Annotated in this window: 23 protein-coding genes and 1 riboswitch; of the genes, 11 read left to right on the top strand and 12 right to left on the bottom strand. The window is 45.7% G+C overall.

What is annotated here, in order from left to right; translation table 11 throughout:
- The first annotated feature begins 193 nt into the window (after positions 1–193).
- From JMA39_RS14325 to JMA39_RS14310, 4 genes are all read left to right on the top strand, one after another.
- Complete coding sequence (locus tag JMA39_RS14325) at positions 194–715, top strand: NADPH-dependent FMN reductase (RefSeq protein ID WP_202722539.1); 522 nt, start codon at positions 194–196, stop codon at positions 713–715.
- 332 nt (positions 716–1,047) lie between these two features.
- Positions 1,048–1,269: riboswitch (cobalamin riboswitch) on the top strand.
- A gap of 124 nt (positions 1,270–1,393) precedes the next feature.
- Positions 1,394–3,247, top strand: a complete 1,854-nt coding sequence (locus JMA39_RS14320) for a TonB-dependent receptor domain-containing protein (protein WP_202722538.1) — start codon at positions 1,394–1,396, stop codon at positions 3,245–3,247.
- Positions 3,248–3,344: 97 nt separating this feature from the next.
- A complete protein-coding gene (locus JMA39_RS14315) occupies positions 3,345–3,959 on the top strand; it encodes an arylesterase (protein ID WP_202722537.1) in 615 nt (204 codons plus the stop codon).
- 271 nt (positions 3,960–4,230) lie between these two features.
- Positions 4,231–4,959 carry an HDOD domain-containing protein gene (locus JMA39_RS14310; protein WP_202722536.1) on the top strand — a complete coding sequence of 243 codons (729 nt, stop codon included), beginning with the start codon at positions 4,231–4,233 and terminating at the stop codon, positions 4,957–4,959.
- 74 nt (positions 4,960–5,033) lie between these two features.
- On the opposite strand, the gene JMA39_RS14305 is transcribed toward JMA39_RS14310, so the two are convergent.
- On the bottom strand, positions 5,034–5,936 hold the full coding sequence (locus tag JMA39_RS14305) for a LysR family transcriptional regulator (RefSeq protein WP_202722535.1): 903 nt from the start codon (positions 5,934–5,936) through the stop codon (positions 5,034–5,036).
- A gap of 177 nt (positions 5,937–6,113) precedes the next feature.
- Here JMA39_RS14305 and metE point away from each other — a divergent pair, with 177 nt between their 5' ends.
- Positions 6,114–8,384, top strand: coding sequence for a 5-methyltetrahydropteroyltriglutamate--homocysteine S-methyltransferase (metE, locus tag JMA39_RS14300; protein ID WP_202722534.1), 2,271 nt, complete (start codon positions 6,114–6,116; stop codon positions 8,382–8,384).
- A 157-nt stretch (positions 8,385–8,541) separates the two neighbouring features.
- A complete protein-coding gene (locus JMA39_RS14295) occupies positions 8,542–9,060 on the top strand; it encodes a protein disulfide oxidoreductase (protein WP_202722533.1) in 519 nt (172 codons plus the stop codon).
- 63 nt (positions 9,061–9,123) lie between these two features.
- Here the strand turns inward: JMA39_RS14295 and JMA39_RS14290 are convergent, their stop codons facing one another.
- Positions 9,124–10,017 carry a LysR family transcriptional regulator gene (locus tag JMA39_RS14290; protein WP_202722532.1) on the bottom strand — a complete coding sequence of 298 codons (894 nt, stop codon included), beginning with the start codon at positions 10,015–10,017 and terminating at the stop codon, positions 9,124–9,126.
- Positions 10,018–10,145: 128 nt separating this feature from the next.
- Here JMA39_RS14290 and JMA39_RS14285 point away from each other — a divergent pair, with 128 nt between their 5' ends.
- Both JMA39_RS14285 and JMA39_RS14280 read left to right on the top strand, forming a co-directional pair.
- Positions 10,146–10,646: a carboxymuconolactone decarboxylase family protein gene (locus JMA39_RS14285; RefSeq protein ID WP_202722531.1), complete on the top strand. Its 501-nt coding sequence runs from the start codon at positions 10,146–10,148 to the stop codon at positions 10,644–10,646.
- 96 nt (positions 10,647–10,742) lie between these two features.
- On the top strand, positions 10,743–10,955 hold the full coding sequence (locus JMA39_RS14280; protein ID WP_202722530.1) for a dodecin: 213 nt from the start codon (positions 10,743–10,745) through the stop codon (positions 10,953–10,955).
- Between the two features lie 41 nt (positions 10,956–10,996).
- On the opposite strand, the gene queG is transcribed toward JMA39_RS14280, so the two are convergent.
- Both queG and JMA39_RS14270 read right to left on the bottom strand, forming a co-directional pair.
- Positions 10,997–12,217: a tRNA epoxyqueuosine(34) reductase QueG gene (gene queG, locus JMA39_RS14275; protein ID WP_202722529.1), complete on the bottom strand. Its 1,221-nt coding sequence runs from the start codon at positions 12,215–12,217 to the stop codon at positions 10,997–10,999.
- Positions 12,218–12,313: 96 nt separating this feature from the next.
- On the bottom strand, positions 12,314–14,197 hold the full coding sequence (locus JMA39_RS14270; protein WP_202722528.1) for a GGDEF domain-containing protein: 1,884 nt from the start codon (positions 14,195–14,197) through the stop codon (positions 12,314–12,316).
- A gap of 187 nt (positions 14,198–14,384) precedes the next feature.
- Here JMA39_RS14270 and JMA39_RS14265 point away from each other — a divergent pair, with 187 nt between their 5' ends.
- Together JMA39_RS14265 and JMA39_RS14260 are read left to right on the top strand one after the other, a co-directional pair.
- On the top strand, positions 14,385–14,909 hold the full coding sequence (locus JMA39_RS14265; RefSeq protein ID WP_202722527.1) for a phosphatase PAP2 family protein: 525 nt from the start codon (positions 14,385–14,387) through the stop codon (positions 14,907–14,909).
- A gap of 66 nt (positions 14,910–14,975) precedes the next feature.
- A complete protein-coding gene (locus JMA39_RS14260; RefSeq protein ID WP_202722526.1) occupies positions 14,976–15,413 on the top strand; it encodes a DUF3069 domain-containing protein in 438 nt (145 codons plus the stop codon).
- Positions 15,414–16,162: 749 nt separating this feature from the next.
- Here JMA39_RS14260 and JMA39_RS14255 read toward each other — a convergent pair.
- From JMA39_RS14255 to JMA39_RS14235, 5 genes are all read right to left on the bottom strand, one after another.
- On the bottom strand, positions 16,163–17,065 hold the full coding sequence (locus tag JMA39_RS14255; protein WP_202722525.1) for a hypothetical protein: 903 nt from the start codon (positions 17,063–17,065) through the stop codon (positions 16,163–16,165).
- 403 nt (positions 17,066–17,468) lie between these two features.
- Entirely contained in the window at positions 17,469–19,157 is a 1,689-nt protein-coding gene (locus JMA39_RS14250; protein ID WP_202722524.1) for an NAD-dependent malic enzyme, read from the bottom strand.
- 480 nt (positions 19,158–19,637) lie between these two features.
- The gene (locus JMA39_RS14245; RefSeq protein ID WP_202722523.1) at positions 19,638–20,111 is read right to left on the bottom strand and encodes a YehS family protein; all 474 of its coding nucleotides are present in this window, start codon (positions 20,109–20,111) and stop codon (positions 19,638–19,640) included.
- Positions 20,112–20,196: 85 nt separating this feature from the next.
- Complete coding sequence (locus JMA39_RS14240) at positions 20,197–21,372, bottom strand: serine hydrolase domain-containing protein (protein WP_202722522.1); 1,176 nt, start codon at positions 21,370–21,372, stop codon at positions 20,197–20,199.
- A gap of 265 nt (positions 21,373–21,637) precedes the next feature.
- Positions 21,638–22,174, bottom strand: a complete 537-nt coding sequence (locus JMA39_RS14235) for a PH domain-containing protein (protein WP_202722521.1) — start codon at positions 22,172–22,174, stop codon at positions 21,638–21,640.
- 186 nt (positions 22,175–22,360) lie between these two features.
- On the opposite strand from JMA39_RS14235, the gene JMA39_RS14230 reads away from it, so the two are divergent.
- Positions 22,361–22,984, top strand: coding sequence for a glutathione S-transferase family protein (locus JMA39_RS14230; RefSeq protein WP_202722520.1), 624 nt, complete (start codon positions 22,361–22,363; stop codon positions 22,982–22,984).
- 286 nt (positions 22,985–23,270) lie between these two features.
- Here JMA39_RS14230 and JMA39_RS14225 read toward each other — a convergent pair whose 3' ends face one another.
- From JMA39_RS14225 to JMA39_RS14215, 3 genes are all read right to left on the bottom strand, one after another.
- Complete coding sequence (locus tag JMA39_RS14225; RefSeq protein WP_202722519.1) at positions 23,271–23,771, bottom strand: DUF4447 family protein; 501 nt, start codon at positions 23,769–23,771, stop codon at positions 23,271–23,273.
- Between the two features lie 45 nt (positions 23,772–23,816).
- Positions 23,817–24,221 (bottom strand): SMI1/KNR4 family protein, encoded by a 405-nt coding sequence (locus JMA39_RS14220; protein ID WP_202722518.1) that lies wholly within the window; start codon positions 24,219–24,221, stop codon positions 23,817–23,819.
- A 151-nt stretch (positions 24,222–24,372) separates the two neighbouring features.
- Positions 24,373–25,158: a RelA/SpoT domain-containing protein gene (locus JMA39_RS14215; protein WP_202722517.1), complete on the bottom strand. Its 786-nt coding sequence runs from the start codon at positions 25,156–25,158 to the stop codon at positions 24,373–24,375.
- Positions 25,159–25,532: the final 374 nt, after the last annotated feature.

The following is a 25,532-nucleotide window of genomic DNA, read 5'->3' as shown; positions in this document are numbered from 1 at the left end:
TCAATCGCCTGATTAAGAGTTGTATGGAAATAGTTATTGTCTTTTTAGGTTATTAATAACTAATCGTAACTAATATACACTGCTCTTCATCGGGTTGTCGCTCACAAGTTAATCTTCACATTAAGGCTAGCGGCAGCCAAATCAACTACTTTTGCAGGCATAACCTGCAGTGACTGAATAAGAGAGCCCAATTATGAAACTATTAGCCTTTGCAGCCAGCAGCAGTTCTAAGTCAATTAATAAGCAGCTCGCAAGCTATGCGGCATCGCTCGTAGACGGTGCCGACGTTGAGATCCTCGATATCAACGATTATGAAATGCCTATCTTTAGTCAAGATAGAGAAGAGGAGTTAGGTCACCCAGAGCTGGCACAAAAGTTCTTTGCCAAAATTGGTGAGGCCGATGCGATTATTATCTCTTTTGCTGAGCATAATGGCTCCTATACGGCGGCCTATAAAAACTTGTTTGACTGGACATCGCGTATCGATATGAAGGTGTTCCAAAATAAGCCGATGCTATTGTTAGCAACGTCTCCAGGACCTGGAGGTGCTGCAAGCGTCTTAGCGGCAGCAGCGGGCTCGGCGCCATACTTTGCTGCAGAGGTAAAAGCAACGCTGTCAGTTCCAAGCTTTTTCGATAACTTCGATATGGAGAAGCAGGTGCTTCGCAACTCAGAGCTAGAAGATAAGTTGAAATCGGCGTTAGCCTTGCTTTAATCGTTAATAAAAAGCGGATGCAGTGGATTCGCTTTTTTGACTCCCTTCGTAGACGCAGAACGGCTCAACCCTAGCTAGTCTTTGTTGCGCCGCTTTATTTCCCCCCCATAACCTTTCTGATTATTTTTGTTTTTAATGGTCTGCTGTAAACCAGAGCAAGCTCGCTCACTGGGTAAGGACTGATGTAATGAAAAACGCTATTCTAAAAGACTGCCTTCTCTGATGGTTAAGTTAGACATTTAACCGTATAGACGTCTATAATGCGCGCACTCTCTGAGATGATGCTTTGTCGCTCTGAGGGATAACAAGTATATAATTGAATAAAACAGAGTAATTTAGTCAACTTTATTGGTGCCTTATGTTGCAGCTGCAACTTATACCTATTGGTATTAGGGATAATCGGGAAGTCAGTTAAATTCTGACACTGCCCCCGCAACGGTGAATGGTGAGAGACGAGTGCGCCTTAATGGATAGGTGTTGTAAAGCTTGTACTCGTGTATTACTGAGTAATACAGAACCTAAGTCCGGAGACCGGCCAGCAAAGTGATTTCGATGATTTCGGCGGGCAGATCTCGAAATGCGGCAATTGAACGAACCCGTTAAATGGAGGTTTTTTCCATTTCTGGCTTGTATCACCGTGACGTTTTTGCCCCGTTTTCCTTTAGGAGTCAAAGGTAAATGGGAACACAACCATCTAAAATCGCACTGCTCGTGAGCAGTCTTATCAGTTTATCTGCATTTTCGGCGCAGGCCGAAGAAACCAATATCACCTCTGCAAACATTGATGAAACGATCACCGTAACCGGTTCACGTTTCGATAGAACGGCAGATCAGCAACTGACCGTTATCAATACTATTGAGCGCGAAGAGATTGTACGTTTGAATCCTAAGTCTGTTGCCGATGTTTTGGAAACACTACCTGGGGTGAGTGTATCGCGCAATGGTGGTGCGGGGCAGGCGACCTCAATTAGTATTCGTGGCAGCAATTCAAATCATGTTTTGGTGCTAGTTGATGGCGTTAAAGTTGGCTCCGCGACACTGGGCACCGTGAGTTTTAACACGCTTTCACCTGAGAACATCGAGCGTATCGAAGTGCTTAAAGGCCCAAGAGCCTCTGTTTGGGGGAGCGATGCGATTGGCGGCGTCATTCAAATTTTCACCCGTCAACTTAGTGGTGGAGAGTGGTTTGCTGGTGCGGAATATGGCAGCGATGACTACATTCGTGGCTCATTTGGCGCTGGTATGAGCCATGGGGAGGGGAGTACGACCATCGCGGTAAACCATGAGCAGTCTAAGGGCTATGATGTTTACAATGGTGCCGAGGTGGAAAATGACGATGACGGTTATAAACGCAACGCCCTTTCACTAAAAGGTTCACAGCAGATCAACTCGAATTGGCAAGCGATTTGGAATGGTCAGTACGATAAAGGCAATACACAATACGACGATATCTATGCGTCGGGTTCTGCCGATGAGTCTGACTATGAGAATTACCTGTGGAACCTTGCGGGTCAGTACCATAATGATAAGTTCACCAGTAAGTTAGCCTTGAGCCAGTCTCGGGATAATAACGAAAACTTCCGTGGTGACGACGCAAGCGTTGCCATTGCGGAATTTGAAACTAAGCGAGATCAAGTTAACTGGAGTAATCAGTACTTAGCTGCCGATGAGCTTACCCTAACAGGCGGTATAGATTGGTCTACAGAGCAAGTAAAAGGAGATTACGCTCAAGATCAGCGCGATATTTTTGCAGTCTATGCATTAGTACAAAAGCAGTGGAGTAAGCTGCTGGCTGAAGTTGCTGTACGTTATGATGATGTGGAAAATATCGATAATGAACTCTCCTATAATGCCAGCCTTGCTTATCAGTTTAATGAGCAATGGAGTTTTGCTGCGACAACGGGCACTGCGTTTAAAGCGCCGACCTTTAACGACTTATACTGGCCGGATTCAGGTAATCCTGAACTGCTCTCTGAAACGGCTGAAAGTTATGACCTCACTTTGCATTTTAATAACCAAGCCTTTCGTGCTTATATCAGTGTGTTCCAAAATAAGATTGATAACCTGATCGCTTGGGCCCCAACGGGTGAAAAAGATGATTTTGGCTGGGATATTTGGAAACCTGCCAACATCAATGAAGCCAAGATCACCGGGGTAGAGCTGTCGGCTCATTACCAGTTGTTTGGGCTTGACCATCAGCTGGGCTATACCTATCTGGATGCTGAAAATACGCAGACGGGAGAGCAACTTATTGGCCGCAGCGAGAACGAGTTTAACTATATGTTGAGCTACACTTGGCTGCAGTTTGATCTGCTGGCTAACTACCATTATCAGGGCAAACGCTATGCCGGATCTGAGCAGTTTTTAGATGCTTACCATAAGTTAGACCTCAGCGTTGGTTACCAAATTGATGATGCTTGGAGTCTAAGATTGAAGGCCAATAACCTGTTTGATGAAGAGATTATCTCAGATAAAAACTACTTTGGCCCGGGAAGAGAGTTGTTCTTTAGTGTCAGCTACCAAGCATTTTAACTTGATGGGATAACACTCTAAGCCAGACCTTGAGTCTGGCTTTTTTTATGTTATTTTTGGCTAATACCAATTTGATTTCAATCCATAAGGTTGACCGATGAAACGCCATTTTTCTTATCGCCGTGCAGTTAGGTTATTCCGTCTATTGGTTATTGTGCCTTTGCTATTATTACAAGCTTGTTCAGGCCCGAGCATTCCACCGTTAACAGAAAATGCGCGGGTACTAGCCTTTGGTGATAGCCTGACCTATGGTGTCGGTGCCAGTAAGGGGCTGGATTATCCAAATCAGCTTGCCGGTATTAGCGGCTATGAGGTGATTAATGCTGGTGTCTCGGGGGAAACCACATCTGCAGGTAAGCAGCGCTTAGCTGAGTTACTAGCAAGGCATAACCCTGAGCTATTAATCTTACTAGAGGGGGGCAATGATTTTCTTCGCAATCAGCCACAGGATAAGACCAAGGCGAACTTGGCGAATATGATTGAACAGGCTCAGGCAAAGCAGATCCCTGTGTTGCTAGTGGCGGTACCACAAAAGAGTTTATTCCTGTCTCCCTCTCCAATTTATGCCGAATTAGCCGATGAATACCAGTTAGTGTTAATAGAAGATACGCTAAGCAGCCTGTTGAAGAGCCCGAGTAAAAAGTCTGACGCAATACATTTAAATGACGCGGGTTATTTAGAACTCGCCCAGGCAATTTACCAAGCGATATAGTCACAGTCGTTACAGAGAGAGTTAAACGCCTCGTCCTATGGCTAGTTTGCAGGCTTTATCACAGTTTTGTTCGGCTTAGTTAAATTAATACGCCGAAAACATTAGAAACTTGATAAGGTAATGGCGTATATGGCTTGACCTTTAGCCTCAAATTATGGGTTAATTTATATAGAATTAGTTCAGATAAAACCAAGCTACTTTTGTGGTCTCCAGTTAGGAGCGTTAAGTAGTTTGCGGATCAATATTAGAAGAATAAGGTTTAACGTTTCCCATGACAGATCTTGAGCAGCAAGTATTTACTCAAGTACGTGCTATTATCAGCAATGAAGAGCAGGTAATAGGTCGTAGAGGGATCCTTATCCCTTTGAAGAAGGCTATCATAGCAGACGGCGATATCCGCAATGTCATCGACATCGTCTCGTCAGATCCTGCCTTATCTGCTCACCTGTTATGGCGTAGCAGCAGTGCAGACCACGCAACGCCTCAGTCGACAAAAAATCGTTCATTAAAAGATGCTTTAGTGCGATTAGGTCAGGTCAATATCTATCGTTACGCGTTTACCTTTTACTTGAAAGAGCGCCTAGATGAGTTGGAGCAGCCTTATAAGAAGTTGGTTCAGGGATATTGGACATTAACCGAGTCGATTGCTGTCGATGCTGTCGATCAGCTTCATCAAATGGATAACGTACAGATTAACCCTGATGAAGTGCAGACCTTAGCCTTGTTTAGTGTATTTGGTGAGATCATCGCCCTTACGGCGTTTGCTTATCTCAACTCTGAGCTTAAAGAGCCCTATCCGCTAAGTGTGCTTAAATCTGTGATTGAAGATAAGCAACAGACGCTCACCATCGAAGCGTTCGAGTCATTGGGCTTAGATGAAGAGCTCTGTGGCGAGTTTATGGTGGCACACAACTTACGCCAAACCCATAACGTTAACTCGCCTGGCCTGATATTAAGAAGAGTACTCGCTAAGCGAAATCTTCTACTCAGAGCCGTATAAACTCAAGTTATCTCAGGGCAAGACAGTCATATTAAAAAGCCTGCAAATCTGCAGGCTTTTCTGTTTCATTTCATTTAGTTTAGTCTCTGCTTTGCTAAACCTTCTTTTGCTACCAACTCTAACCAGTGCTGAGCTAGGCGTGCGTTGGCACCGTTACGACGGTAGGCACCAAACAATGGGCGTTTCAGACCTTCAGGGCCTAACTTCACGCTCGTTAGACTTAGGCCGTGGGCTTCGCTAATCGACCAGCTTGGTAGCGCCGCGATACCGTCCTTACAGGCGATTCGCTGTAGTAGCATCATGGTCAGATCGCACTTAACTTGCGGTCCTGCTTTTATGCCTGCAGGCTCTAGGAAGTGACGATAGAGATCTAAACGCTCAAGTGAAACCGGATAACTTAAAATAGGCAAGTTCTCTAGTTGCTTAGGTGTGACATATTCCTGTTGCGCTAGAGGGTGATCACTGGCGATCACTAATCTCACTTCAAAATCGAATAGATGTTGATAGGCAATCGATTGACCCGGCACGGGATCAGATGTCAGTACAACATCGAGCTCACCTTGCTCAAGGGCGTTGATGGAATCGAATAGGTGACGGCTAGATAGATCCAGATCGGCTTGAGGGTATTGCTGTCTAAACTCTTCCATCACCGGCATTAACCAGCGAAAACAGCTATGACATTCGATACCCACGCCTAGGTGGTTGTCACCATCCTCTAAGCCTCTTTTCAGATCAAACTCGGTTTCGATCACTTTTGGCAGAATATCTTCAGCAAGGTTGAGCAGTCTCGCGCCTTCTTGTGTAAAAGAGAGGGGCTTACTCTTACGCACAAAAATAGCGGAGTTAATACGCGTCTCTAATTCCTTGATCTGATGCGACAGTGCCGACTGAGTGACGAAGCGTTTTTTTGCAGCCCCAGCGAGGCTGCCGCTTTCCTTTAGGGCAACTAACGTACGTAAATGTCTAAGCTCTATCATATTATCCTCACATGAAATTCGCTCATGTAGCGCTTGAATTCGTTTCGATTGCGAATACCAAGGCTATCACAATAAACTTCTAGACGTCCAGACGCCCGTTGTTGTATTTCGTTATATGTCATTCAGAAGGGCGTTAACTCTGAATTTTACTCATCTTAACATCAAAAGGTATACAATATGCAATTAAATAATTTGGGCTTTCCACGTATTGGTCGTCAACGAGAGCTAAAGTTTGCCTTAGAGAAGTATTGGCGCGGTGAGATTGAGCAGTCACGGTTACATGAAGTTGCTAGGGAATTACGTCAAACACATTGGCGCTGGCAGGCTGATGCCGGGGTTAGATTACTGCCTGTTGGCGATTTTGCTTTCTATGATCAGGTGTTGACCTTGAGTGTGACTCTGGGGGCGATCCCTAAGCGGCACCGTGGAGAGACGCCAACGGATCTTGATACTCTATTTCGTATCGGTCGTGGCCGAGCACCGAGTGGCAAAGATGCACCAGCCGCCGAGATGACCAAGTTTTTCAATACAAATTATCACTATATCGTTCCCGAGCTCACCGAAGACCAGCGCTTCGACATCGATTATCAACAGCTGTTTGATGAAGTGAGTGAGGCTCAGGCTCTAGGCTATCAGGCAAAGCCGGTGATCTTAGGGCCTGTCTCTTTCCTGTATCTGTCTAAAACGGTCGAGGGGGAATTTAATAAGTTAAGCTTACTGCCAAGACTGATTGAGGCGTACCAAAAGATCTTACAGCGTTTTGCTAGCCAAGGGGTCGAGTGGGTGCAGCTCGATGAACCCGTTTTGGCATTAGAGCTAAATAGCGATTGGCAAGCAGCTATCAGTCAGAGCTATACCTCATTGGCAAACAGTCAGTTAAAGGTGTTACTAGCCAGTTATTACGGCAGCATCGCTCACCATCATCATCTCGTGGCCGACTTACCCGTTGCAGGCCTGCATTTAGACCTAGTGACGGCCCCGGAGCAGTTACAAACATTCCTCCCCAGTTTAGGCGCAGAGCAAGTGTTATCGGCGGGCGTGATTAACGGTCGTAACGTATGGGCGGCAGAGCTTGACGAACTCGCAGAGGGGTTATCGAGTGTCGTGGGGGATCTTAAGCAGCGTTTATGGTTGTCACCCTCCTGCTCTTTGCTGCATAGCCCGGTGGATTTAGAGATAGAAACCAACCTTGCACCAGAGCTTAAGCTGCAACTCTCTTTTGCCAAACAAAAGCTTGCTGAGCTCACAAAGCTCAAACTGTTACTCACGGAGCCTAATTCAGCCGAGGCCAATGCGATTGTGCTCGAATGCCAAGCAAGGCGTGATGCTCGTGCTGAGGCGGCGAATCAACAGGTGATCGCTCGTGTCGATGCACTAACTGAGCAAGATTATCAGCGTGATGATGCTTTCCCAGTAAGACAAGCTGCCCAACGAGCTAGGTATCGCCTGCCTTTACTTCCCACCACGACCATAGGCAGTTTTCCACAAACGCCAGCCATTCGTGGCTTACGCAGTCGCTGGCGCAAAGGTGAAATTAGCCTTGAGCAGTATAATCTGCAGTTACGTCAAGTGACCAAAGACACCATAGAGCGCCAATTAAAGCTGGATATCGATGTGCTGGTTCATGGTGAGGCAGAACGTAACGATATGGTGGAATATTTCGGTGAGCAGCTTGAAGGGGTTGGTTTTACCCAGTTTGGTTGGGTACAAAGTTACGGCTCTCGCTGCGTTAAACCGCCGCTTATTTATGGTGATGTATCACGCCCTGCAGCCATGACTGTAGAGTGGGCCAAATTTGCTCAAAGCCTTACCGAGAAACCCGTTAAAGGCATGCTCACCGGACCGGTAACGATTCTGCATTGGTCATTTGCCCGCGAAGATATCAGTCGTGAGCAGATAGCCACTCAAATCGCTCTCGCCATTCGTGATGAGGTGATGGAGCTGCAAGATGCGGGGATTGGCATGATTCAAATCGATGAGCCTGCGTTTCGTGAAGGTTTACCGCTGAAAAAGAGCGATTGGCAGGATTATCTTAACTGGGCGGTCAATGCCTTTAAGCTCAGCGCCGCTGGCGTTAACAACGAAACGCAAATTCACACCCATATGTGTTACAGCGAATTTAATGAGACCATAGCGGCGATTGCGGCAATGGACGCCGATGTGATCACCATAGAGACCTCGCGCTCTAGAATGGAGCTGCTCAATGCATTTGAAGACTTTAATTATCCTAATGAGATAGGCCCTGGGGTTTACGATATTCATTCACCGAATACGCCAACGGTAGAGGAGATGATAAGTTTGATGGAAAAGGCCGCGACCAAGATCCCTGTTGAGCAACTCTGGGTGAATCCCGATTGTGGTCTTAAGACTCGTACATGGGATGAAGTTGAGCCTGCGTTAGTTAACTTAGTTAGGGCTGCTAAGCAATTGAGGCGTACTTTGGGCTAGTACAAGGCTGAAGGTTAGCAGCTGAAACGGGTTATTATACCGTTTGATATTAGCCGCGAGTGCTGAACTATTTTGTCATTTCTCCGGTCTTATGCATTTAATTGGTATGACATATTCATTTTAGCTTCGCGACATTATGCGCGTAATGAAGGGATTGATGACAGAGAAACAGCCCACATTTAAACAACGTCTTGGCTATTGGCTCAAGCAGTTATTGATTTTGCTTGTCTTGGTGAGCTGCGTGGCATGGGTAATGGATAAGTGGCGCAGTAGAAACTTAGAGGTCGATAATTTTCCTGCCATTAGCGGTGTGGCTATCGGTGGCGAGAAAATTGATGTCTCCATCTTGAGTGCCAATGAGCCGGTATTGGTTTATTTCTGGGGCACATGGTGCCCGGTTTGTCGCTCGGTGAGCCCATCGGTGGAGTCGATTTCTGCATCGTTTCCCGTGGTGAGTGTGGCGATAGCATCGGGTTCCAATAATGAGATTGGTGAATATATGCAGGAGTACGGTTATCACTTTCCGGTGATCAATGATGCCGATAATCGCAGCGCTAGTGACTGGTCGGTACATGTCACACCGACTTTGATGATCATCAAAGAGGGGAAAGTGGTGTCCTATACCACAGGCTTTACCAGCTTACCGGGGATCTGGTGGCGTATGTTACTGGCTTAAAGTGAGCCAAGATAAACCTTGTATAACAAGCCGCATATCATCGCTTATGCGGCTTTTTATTAGTTATAGCTTTAGTGTTTTGACTAGGTAATCAATAAAGGCGCGGATCACTGGACGCATATGTTTGCCGCCACTGTATAGCGCATAGATATCGCCACTGGATTGCTCTGATAAAGAAGGCGTCCACTCGGGCAGACAGCGCACTAAGCTACCATCTTCGATTAAGTCATCCATCATCCAACTCGATAGCAGCACGATACCGCCATGATGAATAGCAGCCTCTAAAATGGGCGTGCCGCCTCTTGAGGTTAAATTGCCCTGCACAGGGACTTTTTTGTATTGTTTACCTTTACGAAAATGCCAATAGGTGCGCTGTCTGTCTCGGTCGAGTAGCAAACAGTTATGTTGCTGCAGATCGTCAGGTTTTTTGGGCGTACCAAACTGCGCTAAATAGCGAGGGCTAGCGCAGAGTGAGGTTTGGTTAGCCATCAGCATTCTAGCATGCAGGCTGGAGTCGGCGGGGCTTCCAATACGGATAGCGATATCAATGTTTTCTGAATGCAAATCAACAAGCTGATTGTCTAAGTCTATCTCAATCTTTACCTTGGGATATTGGGCTAGAAATCCCGGCAGAATAGGGCAGATTTTTACCCGGCCAAAACCTTCGAATACCGAAATCCTTAATGTACCCTCGGGCTGTGGATCTTGCTTTGACAGTGATGCCTTAAGTAATTGCTCATCGCTTACGAGTTTACGAGCACCTGCTAAAAATTGTTCTCCAGCCTCGGTCAATAAAAGCTGTCGAGTGCTGCGCTTTAATAAGACAGCATTAAAGTCTTGCTCAAGGTTATCGATATTACGGGCGACGCTCGATGGGGCCATATTGAGTACATAGGCGGCTTTTGAGAAGCTACCAAGTTCAACAACTTTGATGAAGATCCGCATTGCACTTAGCATAATCAGCCTTAAATTTATCTTTGCGTTTTATGCAAAGGTAAAGCAGTTTTGATGGGTATTCTAGCTTTTTTGTAACTATGGATAATAGGTGTTGTTCCATTAACTTATTTTTCTAGAAGGTACATAAGATGACTCAAGTAACTAATCACAAGCTTTCAATTACTGCGGCACTAGAGAGTAGCGATATCGCCAGCGCTGTAATGGGCTGTATGTTAAAAACCGAAAATTATGTCAACAGCTGCGGTATTGACCACACTCTACTCGAGCTTATTCGTTACCGAGTATCACTCATTAACGGCTGTGCATATTGTATCGATATGCACTTTAAAGAAGCACTGGCCGCCGGCGAAACCGCGCAGAGAATGACCTCTTTATCTATCTGGCGTGAAGCACCTTATTACACAGATAAAGAGCGCGTGGTGTTGAATTGGGCCGAAGCACTAACGGACCTACCTCATGCCGGGGTAACCCATGAAGAGAATCGTTTAGTTGAGGCGACAAAAGCGCTAAAGGCTTACTTCACTGGGAAAGAGATAAGTGAGTTGACACTGGTTGTCATTCAAATTAATGCTTGGAATCGCTTGGCGAAGACGTTTGACTTTGGTGTGGGCAGTTTCGAGGTTCAGTAGGAAATTTGGCTGTAGGAAATTTCATTCTCAGACTGACTAAAATAGATGTTGTTCTATACTGATTAAGATCATCCCTTAACCACAGTTGGAGTCACTATGAGTCATGTTTATAAGATCATCGAACTAACAGGATCGTCTCCAATTAGCTCTGATGAAGCCATTAAAAATGCGATTGCCGCAGCAAATGAATCTCTAAAACACCTTAGGTGGTTTGAGGTAGTGGAAACCCGAGGACACTTAGAGGAGGGCTTAATCGCTCACTGGCAGGTCACAGTGAAGATAGGTTTCACCTTAGATCAAAATGCATAGCGGTTTTTGATGATTTGTTACACAGATTGAGTTGATTAGGCCTACGCGTCTCGCGTTAGGCCTTTTTCTACACTGCGAATAATCCTTTGGGTTTTGCGGCTTAGGCTGCTGGCGCTTTCGTTAAGACCAAGACTATGCGCAGCTTGCAGTTTCTGATGTTGCTGCTCAAGAGCCCAGTCGATATGCTCTCCTACCATCTCATCCACTTCATTCGATAACTTACGTGCCTCAAGTGCAGTGATGCTAGCTTCACTGTGGGGGGCATTACCCAGCGCGACGGCAATATTTCTTAGCCAGTGGCCATGGCCGATACGGCGAATAGGGCTGCCCTCGGTGAGCTTTAAAAATTCGGCTTCACTCCAAGAAAACAGCTCAAGTAGTTGAGGCTGTTTGAGTGACGGGCGAGTATGGAAGTCGCTTTCTTCGGTTAGAGGCGCCTTAGCATTGACCGGGCAAACCAGTTGGCAGTCATCACAGCCATAGATCCGATTGCCGATAGCCTGTCTAAACTCCATTGGTATTGCACCCTGCAGCTCAATAGTGAGATAAGAGATACAGCGGCTACCATCGACGGTATAAGGCTCGACGATGGCATTGGTTGGGCAAGACTTGATGCAGGCTACACAGGTGTTACAACCTTCGGCAACAGGAATATCCACGGGCAGCGGCAGGTCAATTAATAGCTCGCCTAAGAAGAACCAGCTGCCAGCGTCTTGGTTGAGCAATAAGCTATGTTTGCCAGTCCAGCCAAGGCCTGCCTTATCGGCTAGGGGGCGCTCTAAAATCGGCGCCGAGTCGACAAAGGGGCGGGAGTTAGGTTTATCAACTCCAAGCAGCTTTAACTCTGCTTCGATTCTATCGCCCAGTTTTTTGAGGCGATTACGGATCATCTTATGATAATCACGCCCACCTGCATAACGAGAGATATAACCAAGATTAGGATCTTTAAGGTTACAGGCAAACCCCGCTTCAGGTGGCAGGTAATTCATGCGCGCCGTGATGACACGCTTAGTGCCCGGGTGTAGCTCATGGGGACGAGCGCGCATCATGCCGTGATTGGCCATATAGCCCATCTCACCATGATAGCCCATCTCTAGCCACTGTTGCAGCTTGGGTTCTTCCTTGCTTAAGTCTGTGTCACAAATGCCGATTTGAGCGAAGCCTAGCTCTTGACCCCAAGTTTTAATTTGCAGGGCTAATGCCCCCAGTTGAGTTGGCGTTAAGCTATCGGGCGTGGCAAGTTGTGAAGGAGTGTCGGACATAGGTCTATTCAAGGGAAAGTAACGGCTTAAAGTAACCGCTAATGATAGCAGTTATTGGGATAAAATAGGTATGCCTGTCCATTTGTTATGGTGAGTCTAACTCATTTTCGCTTGGTTACGCCCCTCGCTCTTAGCGTGGTAGAGGGCGTCGTCGGCTCGCTTGAGTAGTTGCGATAGCTTGTTATCCTCAGCTCTTAGGTTGGCAACGCCGGCGCTGATGGTCATAGTAAAGCCTTGTGGGAATGCGCTAAAGTTACTCTCACTCACCTTTTGCACCAAATCTTTTGCAATCTTATAGGCCTGAGTCATATCGGTATCGACGAGTAGGATTAAAAACTCTTCACCGCCGACTCGTGCAGCTTTATGCTCTGGGGGCAGCAAATCGCGGCAAGTCTCGGCTAATAGTACAAGAGCCTGATCGCCAACCTCATGGCCGTACTTGTCATTAATCTGCTTAAAGTAGTCTGCATCGAACACGATGACCGACAGAGGCAATAGTGCACTTTGTGCCTCTTCGAAGCGGCTTTGAGCCTTGTCATAGATGTAGCGACGATTGGGCAGTTGGGTCAGATCATCTGTGAGAGCTAGGGCAGACAGTAAGCGATTCTTCTGGATCTGTTTATAGGCAAACACCGAGATGATAAGCATTAAAAAGCTGCCAAGGACTATGATGATCCATTGCTGGCGCTTGTTTTGCTCAAGCATTGCGACCTCTAGCTCCTTAAGCTGCTGGTTTTCAATCAGGTGGCGATTTTCTTCTTCGATCTGACTCGCATTAAAGCGAGTACGCATCTCAGTGGTATAGCTTGAGAGTAGCTTGGCATCCAATTCGTTATGCATTTTCACATACTCACTCAGCGCAAAGTAGGCTTGTTGCCATTGGCTTTCTTCAAGAAAAATTTGGCTCTCAACCATTTGCAGCTGTGCTAACCCTCTAAGGTTTTTCACACGATTAAAGGCGGCGCGTGCATAGGCGATACTCTTATGTGCCTGTGGCAGTTGATCATGGGCGAGATAGATCTGTGCTCTAAACAGGTGCAAAAAGCTGTAGAAGGCTTCATCTGTTGGCAGGATAAATGGCTCGGCTTCATTAAGATATTGACTGGCTTGCTCAAGTTCACCGAGTTGAATCAAGGTACCGGCGATATTAACCGCGACGGTCGCTTGCTCTAATTCTTGGTTATTGGTTTTCCAATAGCGATAACCCTCCTCAAACAGCAGCTTGGCACGCTCTAAATTGCCTGATTCCTCTTCGGCAATGGCAATAGAGACCTTTGTTGCATTGGCACTATCTAAGTTGTTGCTCTTGATATAACTGTTTTGCAGTTGTTTAAAGTAACGAATGGCACTTTTTTGATCGCCAAGGCGGCGATAACTGGTGGCTATTTCATACAAGCTGGTGCGAGACCAAGCCGGTAGAGCAAGGCTCTGGTAAAGCGAATGTGAGGTGAGTAAGTCCTCTAGCCCTTGAGTAAAGTTTCCTTGATAGGAGTGCAGGTAACCGCGCATGCCTCTGGCGTCGGCGACTAAGCGTAAGTTCTCTAATGCATAGGCTTGAGCGATCGCCTTGTTATAACCCGCTAGCGCTAAATCCACATCACCATCTTGTTCGGTATACCAAGTTTGGCAAAGCTCGAGATCTAACTTGTCGTTTGGATAATTGGCCAGATTGGGATTGTTTAATGCCTGCTCGGCAAAGGCCAGCGCCTTGCTAACTTGTCCCTCTTCAAACGCATCAAATGCCCAGCAACGAGCTCGAGTTAAGCGCAACTGTCTTTGAATATCGGTTTTTGGGATGAGAGTGTCGAGTTCTGCGAGGTAAATTTGGTAGGTTTGGTTTTTTTCAATGGTGCCGTTATCAAGCAGTTTAAAAATCTCATCGGCTTTTTCACTATCGCTTTGCTCGGCGAAGCCCAAAGCACTTACCGAAAATAAGCCAAGAAAAAGAATGATTTTTATTAACAAAAACGGCTTGGGCATTTAGCGTTTGCTTTGTCTTAAAGTCATTGATATTTATGCACAAGCATACACTATAAACTATTTTTTGAACGCTATTTTTTATTCACGTTCATCCTAGCGTCAAAACCATAATAGACAAGTCTTTGCATTTGCTTCGAGGTGTCTGTATAACAACGCCTTTTAAAGGGCTAACAGGAAGGTGAATCGAATGAGAAAACGACTTATTGCTATGCTATTGCTGGCAAGTGGATCGGCATCTGCCGCATCGGATTTAGAAAAATCCGGTGATGTTTTACACCTTTTACTGCCTACCGTCGCTTTGGGCGGAGCTCTTATCTATGAAGATGGTTACGAAGGGGCATGGCAGCTAGCAAAAACGGGCGTCGTGTCTCGCTTGGTGGTCGAAGGTCTTAAGTACAGCATCGATAAAGACAGGCCCGACGGCTCTGGCAATGACTCATTTCCGTCAGGCCATACCGCTGACAGTTTTGCCGCAGCGACCTTTGTACAGCAACGTTACGGTTGGGAGTGGGCTATTCCTGCTTATATCGGCGCAGCTTATGTGGGTTACACTCGGGTTGAAAGTGACAAGCACCACGTTGAAGATGTGTTAGCTGGTGCCGCTATCGGTATTTTGTCTGGTCTATACTTTACCGATCCCTACAAGGGCATCACTATCACGCCGGTTGTTGGCAATGGCAATTACGGCCTCTATGTTAGTGGCAGTTTTTAATCGGTTAGTTAACCGATAATAGAAGCGAATTTGTAGACCTATTTACAGCAATTTTGAGAGAGAAAAATGACAGAAGTAACTCAAGCGTACAGAGAGCGCGCAGAGCAAGTGGCACTGAACGTATGCAATACCGTGATGCCGATGAAAGAGATCCCGGAGAACTTATTTGAAGCCTACGCTAACCTGTGTAATGAGCTTATCGAAGATACCGATCTTAAGTTCAATTCAGGTTGGGAAGCTCTACCAGCGAGTGCTAAGACGCTATTGCCGAAGGAAGACTTCCACGGTTTTTATATCGCTAACGCTTGGTTCCAACTTAGCCGCGTAGCACAAGACATCGCTGAGATGGCTGATACCGATGATGAGATCGCCGAGAAAGAGTACAACGGCATCTTCACTCGTTTGTCTGACGCTTCGCTTAAGGAAAGTGTACGCAAGTTGAAGAAAGCCCGTACCGACCGTTCGATGCTTAATAGCATCAAGTCGGTAATCGAAGGCAAATAGGTTGGTTTAGCTTTTTGCTAAAAAGTTAAGTCAAAAAGGCTATTTTTAAGAGGCTATGGGAGTTTTCCTATAGCCTTTTTATTTGCATATAGATAATGCAATTTTCTATCTGTGTTGAGGGCAATCAAACTTCGTTTGATAAAGGTCGTGAGCTTCCAGCTCACACTCGGGCAAAAGGGGGACAACAGCTTCCCCCTCTTGCATCACCCGAGCCGCCCCGACGAAGTTGTCACCCTCGTACTTATTCGAAATAACCTAACGCTTCCGATGGGGCATCCTGCCCCGCGAAAGCTATGCCCACGTCCGTGTGGGCATCACGGTTATTTCTTCAACGTACTTCGGCAACTCCGATGGGGAATCTCGCGTATTCTGTGAATCAGAGGAATCTGCTAGCTTTAAAGTTACGGTCAAGGACTGGAGCCTTAGTTTGATATAAGGCTCTAAAGGAGGGGAAATAGTATTAGGAAATTAATGATAATTAGCTAGGTTTACTCTGAGCTACTTATTCAGCTCATGTTACTGTAAGTAGCAGTACACTAAGAGATATGATTACAAGTGACAATGCTAGCCCTGTAGCTATTATCCTCACTGCTTTATCTGCTCCTTCTGTAGACGTTTGCCCTTTTATTGTGACTGACTGCTTTGATATAAGTTTCAAAAATGGGAAAAGCATACGTAGGCTCCTAAGCGCATTCAATTTTTCTTACAAAGAATGTTATCAAGTTAGTTATGCTTAGTAAGGGACAATTCTATTTATGTTCGCCGATTATGTCCCTAATTCCTTCATCACTAAGAAACTGAAGATACTTTTTGTAGTTTGAGTATTCAGCCTTTCTCTCCTGAAATGAATCGGCCAAAATCCAATGGATGTTTACATTAGCAGCTGAGTTATTAAATTTAGGTAGATTTAGTAATCGTTGCCAATCATCTCGATATCTCTCTAATATTAGAGTTTCAAGGTTAATTATTTCGGTGAGTTCTAGTTTTACCGTTGTATATGGCCGAATATCTAACCTTAAATACTGTTTTTTTACTGTCTCAACATCCTTACCTATACATACCGAGATGAACTCTATAGAGTTTGTTTTACTTATTTCTATGTTGTATTTTTCTCCAATGCTATCCCATCGTGATTGAAGAGCTGGATATATTTCCTTGTCTTTACTATCTGATTTTTTATCAATCAGTCTCTGGCAGGTTGATGCTAATTTATTTATATAGTCGAGTGCATTTGCTGGGCCATCAATGGGTACTTCATAAAATGCGCTACTAACTGCTTCATCATAAATATTCTGTAATATCCGGTTATCTGCATTCTCTTCTAACGCTTTTATAAATTTAGAGTCAATGCTTTCTTCCTCGAAATTATTCTCTTCAGCGTCCAATACTGAATCTGATCTATACTCATCGTCGAAAAGTTCATGAAGCTCAGATGATAGCTCCCAAGAGATACTTTTTAGTTTGCTTAGTAGGGATGCTGCATTCTTTTGTATAAGCTTCAATTGCGCTCGTTGGTTAGCATTAGACTCTCTGACTTTGAAATCCCACATGTCATATTCGAGTTCTCGAATAATAAATTCATGTTCGCAAAGTGGTATGTTTTTTTGCCTGAAAAATCTTGTAAGTTCATCAATATTATATTTATTTAACATGACTCCTTTCCTATTTTCTAGAGATAAGTGGTCAGTAATTGTTATCTTTTACACTTATTGCATATAAGAGAAAGCTGGTCAAACTTAGAATTAGTGAAGTGGGACTTGAAGTGTTGGCAACTAGTCTGGAGTATAAAAAAGGTTCTATATAACTTACAGGAAACACCTATTCCCCATCTGAGCCGTTAGGCAATTTTTATTGGAGTATGAGGACCAACAACTTCGTCTGGGGCGGCTGGGACTCTTTATGAATGAAATGGCCAAGAGGGGGAAGCTGTTGTCCCCCTTTTGCCCGAGTGTGAGCTGGAAGCTCACGACTTTAGTTGTTAGACGCAGTCTATCGATAAGGTCAAGCGAAGCTTGATTTACCTAACTTCGTTAGTTAAGGTTCCGAAACAGAACCTTAGAACGAGGTTCGTTTATAACGTCTATACTCTGCGGTCCAGAAGTTATCTTCAATCGCATAAGTCAGTAACTCTTTGGTTGTTGGCAACGCATGGCCCTCTTCAATGGCCACTCGGGCAACTGCAAAAGCAATACGCTTACTGACAAGATGGATATCCTCAAGTTTTGGCAATAACGAGCCTTCACCGTCTATTGCCAGTGGTGAGCACTCCGCAAGCGCGCGGCTCGATGCCATCAACATGGCGTCGCTGACACGTTTTGCGCCTGACGCTAATACGCCAAGGCCGATGCCTGGGAAGATATAACTATTGTTGCACTGGGCAATTTCATAGGTGGTGTCATCAATCACCACCGGCTCAAACGGGCTACCTGTCGCCACAAGTGCCTGACCTTGCGTCCAGTGCAGAATGTCTTTCGGCGTTGCTTCAACACGGCTAGTTGGGTTCGATAGTGGGAACACAATTGGGCGTTTACAGTGGCTGTGCATCGCCTTGATGATCTCTTCTGTGAACAGACCCGGTGCACCTGAAACGCCAATAAGCACGGTTGGCTTCGCGTTATTGACCACATCTAATAAAGAGATATTGTCACTGAAGTTATCCCAGTTAGCGACATCGTCACACTGCTGGGCTAACTTTTGCTGGAACGGCAGTAGGTTTGGCATGTTTGATTGCAACATACCCCAGCGGTCAACCATAAACACCTGCTTGCGAGCCTGAGCTTCACTTATGCCTTCGGAGACCATCTGTGCCACAATGGCCTCAGCAATACCGCAGCCAGCAGAGCCTGCACCTAGAAAGGTGATGCGCTGCTCGCTAAGCTTACTCTTTGCCGCTTTACAGGCAGCTAAAAGCGAGCCAACGGTAACGGCGGCGGTGCCTTGAATATCATCGTTAAAGCAGCAGTATTGATCTTTATAGCGCTCTAACAGTGGCATAGCATTCTTCTGGGCGAAATCCTCAAACTGAATCAGCGCATCTGGCCAGCGGCGGTTTACCGCTTGCATAAAGGCTTCGACAAACTCTTTATATTCTTCGCCGCCAATACGTGGGCTACGCATGCCCATGTACATTGGATCTTCAAGCAGATGTGGATTATCCGTTCCCACATCGAGTGTGATTGGCAGAGTGTATGCTGGGCTGATGCCACCACAGCTGGTGTAAAGCGACAGCTTACCAATTGGGATCCCCATGCCGCCAATGCCTTGATCGCCTAGACCTAAAATACGTTCACCGTCGGTAACCACGATGATCTTCACTTTTTGGCGAGTCGAGTTATTGAGGATATCGTCGATACGGTCTTTGTTGGCATAGGAGATAAATAGGCCGCGGTTACGACGGTAATCTTTGGAGAAACGCTCACAGGCCATGCCCACTGTTGGGGTGTAGATGATGGGCATCATCTCGGTGATATGGTTCTGTACTAGGCGGTAATAGAGTGTCTCGTTGGTATCTTGAATATTTCTTAAGTAGATATGCTTATCGAGATCGTTACTGAAGTTTTTGTATTGATCATAAGCCCTTGAGGCTTGCTCTTCGATAGTCTCGATAACGTGGGGCAGTAGGCCTTCAAGATTAAAAAAGATCCTTTCCTCTTCGGTAAAAGCACTGCCTTTGTTGATCAAAGGGGCTTCAAGAATGGCTGGACCGGCAAAAGGAAGATAGAGCGGGCGTTTGTTATCGTCCATTGGAAACCTTTACGTTATTTTTGTTAGTTAGGATTACAAGTGATGCTAATCACGGAAGACTAACATAAACAGTGATCTTTGTTGTGGTTTGCGGGCGGATTTTTTTAATTTAGACGGGAAAAGCAGGGAAGGCTAAGACGGAAAAGCTAAGACGGACGGCCTACGGCCTTGCGAACGTGACGGCGTCACTGACGGAACGCTGCGCTTACGGATAAAGAAGGGGAAAAGAGCTGAAGGTCCTAGGTCCTAGGAAATGCAAAAGGCAAAAACGATGAAAGCCGAGCCGAGAAAAGCCGTTTAAAAGCAGGGAGAAGCGGTGTTTGTTGTGGGTCGGGATTTAGCCCGTCACGCTGTTGATTTTCCTAGCAGGGCGAAGCCCGCTCTCGAAGCGTAGCGCCCTAGAACCTAGTACCTTCTTTTAAAAAAAAAGCACCGCCATTGGCAGTGCTTTAATCACTTACATATCAATGTGAGTGAGAGTTAGTTTGCGTTTTCTGGACGGTACTTAATTGATAAGCCCATCAAGAAGTTACGTAAAACTTGGTCGCCACAAGGCTTGTAGTGCTTGTGACCAGGCTTTCTAAATAGCGCGCCTAGTTCTGACTTGCTCATGTTGAACTCAGCCAGTGCTAGTGCTTCAATGATATCGTCTTCACGTAGCTCAAATGCCACTCTTAACTTCTTGAAGATAAGGTTGTTGGTCAGTTGAGATAGCGGCTCTGGAGCTTCTGCGCCTGGCTTTAGACCACGCTTGTAGATCACTAGACCGTCCAAGAAACGACACATATTTTTATCATTAAGCGGTGCATAACCTTCTTCATGCTCTTTTTTTAGCATGTCGATCATCTGCTCTTGGGTCACTTCGTGCTTAGTTTTAGCAAAAATACGGATCATCTTTGCGTTGCTTAAGTCGAGGATATAGCGAACTTTACGTAAAATATCATTGTTAATCATGAGTTTGATTTCTTCTAACTATGGGAGCGCGCGGCTGCGCGATCATCGCTGGGTATTATAGCAGAACTTAACCCTGCAATAGCAATTACTCGGCGACCTTTGAAACCGTATGAGTTGGGGCTATCGCACTTTCTACGGCGCGGACTCCTGCTTGATATAACTTGGCGACAGGGCGGTCTTCAAGCGCAATGAGCTTACTTCGTATACTGTTGCGTATGGCGTCATGTAATCCAAATGTGCGTTCAGGGTTGCTAAGATCCCAAGAGGTATTTTCTAAAATCACTAAGCTCACTTTAGACTTTGGATAATACGCCGCTAGGCTCACGTAACCGGGGAGATAGCCACTGTGGCTGTACTCGACTAACGGTTCATCACGGCTGATTTGCGTACCGTAACCATACTCTAATGTTCCCCATCTATGCTCACGGGTGGCTTGTGGTGAGGTCATTAGGGTTAAACTTTTAGGGCTTAGTAGCTTGCCGTTATAAAGGGCATCTTGAAAGTGAGCATAAGCTTCAACCGATGCCGCCATACCGCCGAACGCTATCATGGATTTATCTATGCTAAGCTCGACAGGATTAAGTTGTGACTGAGTTCTACCTTCACTGTCTTGGATTAAGGTCTCTGTTTTACCTAGGATGAAATTGGCGTGGTTCGGTTTAATACTACTGATGCTACCTGTTTGCGCATATAAACCATGCAGCTGATAGTGCTGATTTAGCCGTTTAACTTGCTCGTCAATGGGGAGTTGGTAAACCACTTCAAGTATGTCGCCAAGTAGCGTATAGCCATAATTTGAGTATTGAAATTGACTGCCGGGCTTAAAAAGCGGCGCTTCGCCGATTTTGAGTAAACCAGAGGTGTGGCTAAGCAATTGCGATACGGTCACGCTTGGTGGCACATAAGCGCGGGGCTTATTGCCATCTTTTAGTAAGTAATGGCTGACACTTTTATGTAGATCGATTAGGCCATCATCGACAGCTTTTAAGATAAGTGCAGCGGTCACCTGTTTTGACAACGAGCCAATTAAAAAGCTGGAATGTTTGTCAATATGATTGCCAGAGATGTAAGCAAACACAGGTTGGTTATCTTGCTTAACCATGATTACGCCACTAAAGGGACGCTCTGCTTGATTGATAATGGTAGGAAGCTGTTTGGCTATGTCACTGTTTGCGACCCGGTTGGCACTGGCTTTGTTTGCCGCCCAAAGGCAACAGCCAACAACGACCGTACCTATAAGCGTTTTTGTTATTAGGTGCATTGAAATCTAGATGTCCGTTAACGTTATTTTTTCGCATCAAACAGATAAAGAGCGTGGCAAAAATCACTGAGTCAGTTAATCCTAGCCATGATAGCACTCTTATGGCGCTACCATACTCGCCTGCGGGCAACAGTGCTGTGCTGAGCATCAACTTATTGTTAAGCCAGCAATTATCATTGTCACCATTAGGGTGATAATCATAACAAATTCAAGCGGGATAACTAGCTCTTTGAAAAAACAATATGCGAGTTAATACAGGAACCGTCTAGTGTTTAGTGTTGGCTTCAATGCGTTTTAGGGTCGCAGAGATCTCCTGCAAAACGCTTATCACGTCGGGAGCATGACTTTCATTTTTAACGGTTAGTGATTCTTGTTGAGTCAGCCTTTCTTTTTGTGCCAGCACTAGGCTTCTAAACTCGGCGGCATCATTGATGCCTGTCAGGTTCAGTAGTGCGCCAGCCCCTGATTGTCCTGCGGTCTCTATGGTGAGCTTATGTAGCTTAAAGATGCGCATCAGTGGTCCTTGGATCAGTGCCATATCGGTGATCTTATCCAGTGGCACGCTGTTTTCGGTACGTGTGAAAATGCCCTTACGCACAATCAGTTTTCTATCGGTGAGTTCAGTGCTCATATTGTCGATGTAGCGACGGGTTAAGATGCTGCCTAATGGTAGATATAGCAGTAATAGCGGGATGCCAACGACAGAGAGTGTCAACACGATAGCGAAGGGAGTGAGCCAGTATTGGCCTAGGTTGTTAGCGAAGCTTGCCTGTTTGATACTGGTTTCTTGGCTGTTTTGCATCATCATTCCCTTGTGTTGTAGCGCTGATTTTTGTTATTTCATCTGTTACTTAAGCAAAAATAGCGCTAATTTGAAACTGTTTATTTTGAAGCTGTTATGTTTTGAAACAATGTGCTGGTTTTAATTACCGGCCCTTCACAGTAGCTTATGGGTTTAGCTAATTCATGTTAAGTAAGGAATCGTCAGATGATTACACTGTATGGGATCCCCCGTAGTCGTTCATTGCGAGTGTCATGGACCTTAGAAGAGCTTGGACTCGATTGGCGATATCGCTATATCAATTTTGCTAAGGGCGATGGGCGTGATCCTGCTTTTTTAGCGGTTAACCCTTGCGCTAAGGTGCCTGCGCTGGTGGAGGATGGCTTTGCTATTACCGAGTCGGCCGCCATCGTGTTATATCTGGCTGAGAAATATGGCGCGGGCAAGTTATTGCCAAAGGCGGGCAGTCATGAGTCGGCACTGCATCATAAGTGGGTGAGCTTCATCACCAGTGAACTTGAGCAGCCACTGTGGAGCATAGGTAAACATAAATTTGCCTTACCACAGGAGCAGCGCTTACCAGAGATGCTGTCGGTGGCTAAGTGGGAATTTGATAAAGCTGCGGCAATTGCAGAGCAATGGTTACCAGAGAGTGAGTTTTTGCTCGGTGATGAGCTGACTATTGCCGATATTTTACTGGGGCACACCTTGCTGTGGGCGACACGATTTGAGCAAGATATTCCACCAAAACTGACCGCATATCGCGATCGAATTACCGCGCGTCCAGCCATGGCTGCAGGCCTTGCTAAAGAGGAGGCGGGAGCGGCTTAATGCAGGACCTAGGTTCTAGGTGCTAGAGCGCTGCGCTTCGAGGGCGGGCCTCTTGTAAAGGATTGGCCCTGCTAGGAAAATCAAAAGCAAAGCGGCTAAAGCCCAACCTACTACAAACGCCGCTTTCCTTGCACCTAGAACCTTCTTTTCCGTAAGCGCAGCGTTCTGTAGTGACACTGTCACGTTCGCAAGGCCGCAGGCCGTTCGACTCTTACCGTCTTTGCTTTTCCTAGAACCTAGGACCTTTCTTTGTTTTTCCTAGAACCTAGGATCTAGGTTCTAGAACTTATAACTGCGCTTTAGCCCATTTCGCGCGGTTTTCGCGGCTCTCTTTCAAGCCCTCTTTTTCGCGGAACGCTTTGTAAGATTCAAAATCTAGCGCTACCAGTACCACGTCAACTTCAAGCATTAGCTTACACTCTTTCTTGATGCGGTATGCAGAAACGTTATATAGCTCGGCTAATGGCAGTGTGCCAAGAAACTCAGGGTTGTACTGAGCATATAGCGCTTGAGTTGGGTAAACCACGAAGCTAAGTGTGCGCTTTGGCTCAGACTTGAATAGCTCTTCGATGCCATCACAGGTGTTAAGTACTTGCATCTCGATCGCTTCATCAATCTCGAGTAGTTTCTTCTGTACTGGCATGTGAGCTGGTTTTTCACCTGCTTCCCAAGCGATAACATCGGCTTCGGTCACTTTACCAATTTCGGCAACTTGGGCTGTGGTTAACGCCAATGAGTGACGAAGGTACTGCATTTCAATGGCATTCAAACCAAGTTCTTTAGACATGATATTTCCTTAGTAAATTTTGTTGTGATGGCGTATTCGCTAAATTTAGCTACGCATCCACACATCTTCAGCCCAATCCCAGAAAGACTCCCATGAGTCATCCTCGTAGATCTCGTCATCTTGCCAAAGCTGAATTTGCCCTTCTTGGCTAATGAAAAAGAAGCTATCGCCCTGTTGGCAAATAGGGATGAACTCACGTGGCAGGCCAATTGACCAAGCATAAGCCGCTACCTCTGGTAGGTAGGTATGCGAGTTCGGGTCGCTAGCGGTAACGGGCTCTAGGCTGCCACAAATAACATCACTGGCATAAAGTAAGTATTCTTTCAGCTCCATAGGTAGCGGAATAAGGATCTCCTCTTCCACTTCAACAATTTGTTCAAAGGTTGCTAGCTCTAACGGTACAGGAACCGTTTCGCTCATTTCTTGGAGTTGCTCAATAATATCATTCATAAGTTGGGCTGTATTTTGGCTATATAGACTATTGGGCGGGAGTATAGACAATTATTGCCTAAGTCACAAAAGGCTTTGTGGTGGGAGGAGATAAAAAGTCGCAATAAAAAAGGACCCAATTATGCGGGCCCTTTAAACAAGCTTTTTACTATTAAGCTGCAGTGCTAAAAGTACTTTCTTGGTCACTGCGTTTATATCTTAACCATGCTTTGTGATACAGCTTGTGGGATTCTTGGCGAAGCCGAGTGATTTTAGCGGTTTCAATGTCACTTAAGTCGCGCTGTTCCTGCATTGCTGAGGCTTGAATGGTTTGCACCTGCTCATACACTTGGTGTTCGGCACCACTTTTAATCTCGGCGATATCGGCAAGGTGTAACTGCACTTCGGCGATCATCTGTGATTGTGGCAATTTGACCAGTAGGTTTAGATCGCGGTAGCCCGACTCTTTGGGGGCGGCGAAGCGGTTCTTAACTTGAATCAGTTCGCTGTCAGACTTAAGCAAGGCAAAGGCCTGCATCAGGTTGTGAATATCGTGGCTAACGATACTGGCTCTGACGATGTCGGTCAGTTGGCTGGCATCGTTATTAAGTTTGCTTTGCACTTTGGCCTGTGCTCTTTCACGGCTCTTAATATCGGCTAACACAGATTGAGTATGAGATTGAGCCGTGATCATATTAAGCAGCTCGGCTAATTCCTGTTGTGCATCGTTGGCTTGGCTATAGAGAGTATCGAGATCGGCACTGGTCTGTCTGGGCACCTGATATTGCATAGACTGAATGGCGGTCAGGCCATCGAGATTTTTGGAGAAGGCCTGTTTGGCGGCGTAACTACCGTTATTTTTAGTATTGCCTTGTCCATGATCGACATTATGAGCAAAGGCCGTACGGGTCGACAGTAACAGTAAAAAGATGAAAAATGTCCGTAATATCCGGTTCATAGCAGTCTCTATTTGTGGCTGTATCGCTAATCTAACTGGAAAATGCTTAAGCTATGCTGAATGACAAATTAACATTTGTTCATAGTGTTAACTGGGACAACAATAAACAAAAAGCCGTTGATGAAATGAGACATCAACGGCTTTTTAGATTTTATTTTTGAGGACCTAGGTCCTAGAGCGCTGCGCTTCGAGAACGGGCTTCGCCCTCGAGGAAAAGCAAAAGCTAGACGGGCTAAAGCCCGACCTACAACAAACACCGCTTGTCCTGCTTTTAACCGGCTTTACCCGTCTTGGCTTTCATCGTCTTTGCTTTTCCTAGGACCTTTCTTCGCCTTTCCGTCAGCGAAGCGTTCCGTAAGTGACACCGTCACGTT

The organism is Shewanella schlegeliana, from assembly GCF_016765635.1.
Lineage (GTDB): Bacteria > Pseudomonadota > Gammaproteobacteria > Enterobacterales > Shewanellaceae > Shewanella > Shewanella schlegeliana.
Note: the sequence above shows the minus strand (reverse complement) of the source record. Positions and strands in the feature narration are given on the sequence as shown.

Bases quoted from the DNA above. Each gene is read 5' to 3' on its own strand.
- JMA39_RS14245 (WP_202722523.1), bottom strand. From the start codon at position 20,111: ATGATTAACAATGATATTTTACGTAAAGTTCGCTATATCCTCGACTTA.
- JMA39_RS14250 (WP_202722524.1), bottom strand. From the start codon at position 19,157: ATGGACGATAACAAACGCCCGCTCTATCTTCCTTTTGCCGGTCCAGCC.
- JMA39_RS14315 (WP_202722537.1), top strand. From the start codon at position 3,345: ATGAAACGCCATTTTTCTTATCGCCGTGCAGTTAGGTTATTCCGTCTA.
- JMA39_RS14260 (WP_202722526.1), top strand. From the start codon at position 14,976: ATGACAGAAGTAACTCAAGCGTACAGAGAGCGCGCAGAGCAAGTGGCA.
- JMA39_RS14285 (WP_202722531.1), top strand. From the start codon at position 10,146: ATGACTCAAGTAACTAATCACAAGCTTTCAATTACTGCGGCACTAGAG.
- JMA39_RS14290 (WP_202722532.1), bottom strand. From the start codon at position 10,017: ATGCTAAGTGCAATGCGGATCTTCATCAAAGTTGTTGAACTTGGTAGC.
- JMA39_RS14325 (WP_202722539.1), top strand. From the start codon at position 194: ATGAAACTATTAGCCTTTGCAGCCAGCAGCAGTTCTAAGTCAATTAAT.
- JMA39_RS14270 (WP_202722528.1), bottom strand. From the start codon at position 14,197: ATGCCCAAGCCGTTTTTGTTAATAAAAATCATTCTTTTTCTTGGCTTA.
- JMA39_RS14215 (WP_202722517.1), bottom strand. From the start codon at position 25,158: ATGAACCGGATATTACGGACATTTTTCATCTTTTTACTGTTACTGTCG.
- JMA39_RS14295 (WP_202722533.1), top strand. From the start codon at position 8,542: ATGACAGAGAAACAGCCCACATTTAAACAACGTCTTGGCTATTGGCTC.
- JMA39_RS14320 (WP_202722538.1), top strand. From the start codon at position 1,394: ATGGGAACACAACCATCTAAAATCGCACTGCTCGTGAGCAGTCTTATC.
- JMA39_RS14230 (WP_202722520.1), top strand. From the start codon at position 22,361: ATGATTACACTGTATGGGATCCCCCGTAGTCGTTCATTGCGAGTGTCA.
- JMA39_RS14305 (WP_202722535.1), bottom strand. From the start codon at position 5,936: ATGATAGAGCTTAGACATTTACGTACGTTAGTTGCCCTAAAGGAAAGC.
- JMA39_RS14240 (WP_202722522.1), bottom strand. From the start codon at position 21,372: ATGCACCTAATAACAAAAACGCTTATAGGTACGGTCGTTGTTGGCTGT.
- JMA39_RS14225 (WP_202722519.1), bottom strand. From the start codon at position 23,771: ATGTCTAAAGAACTTGGTTTGAATGCCATTGAAATGCAGTACCTTCGT.
- JMA39_RS14220 (WP_202722518.1), bottom strand. From the start codon at position 24,221: ATGAATGATATTATTGAGCAACTCCAAGAAATGAGCGAAACGGTTCCT.
- metE (WP_202722534.1), top strand. From the start codon at position 6,114: ATGCAATTAAATAATTTGGGCTTTCCACGTATTGGTCGTCAACGAGAG.
- JMA39_RS14280 (WP_202722530.1), top strand. From the start codon at position 10,743: ATGAGTCATGTTTATAAGATCATCGAACTAACAGGATCGTCTCCAATT.
- JMA39_RS14265 (WP_202722527.1), top strand. From the start codon at position 14,385: ATGAGAAAACGACTTATTGCTATGCTATTGCTGGCAAGTGGATCGGCA.
- JMA39_RS14310 (WP_202722536.1), top strand. From the start codon at position 4,231: ATGACAGATCTTGAGCAGCAAGTATTTACTCAAGTACGTGCTATTATC.
- JMA39_RS14255 (WP_202722525.1), bottom strand. From the start codon at position 17,065: ATGTTAAATAAATATAATATTGATGAACTTACAAGATTTTTCAGGCAA.
- JMA39_RS14235 (WP_202722521.1), bottom strand. From the start codon at position 22,174: ATGCAAAACAGCCAAGAAACCAGTATCAAACAGGCAAGCTTCGCTAAC.
- queG (WP_202722529.1), bottom strand. From the start codon at position 12,217: ATGTCCGACACTCCTTCACAACTTGCCACGCCCGATAGCTTAACGCCA.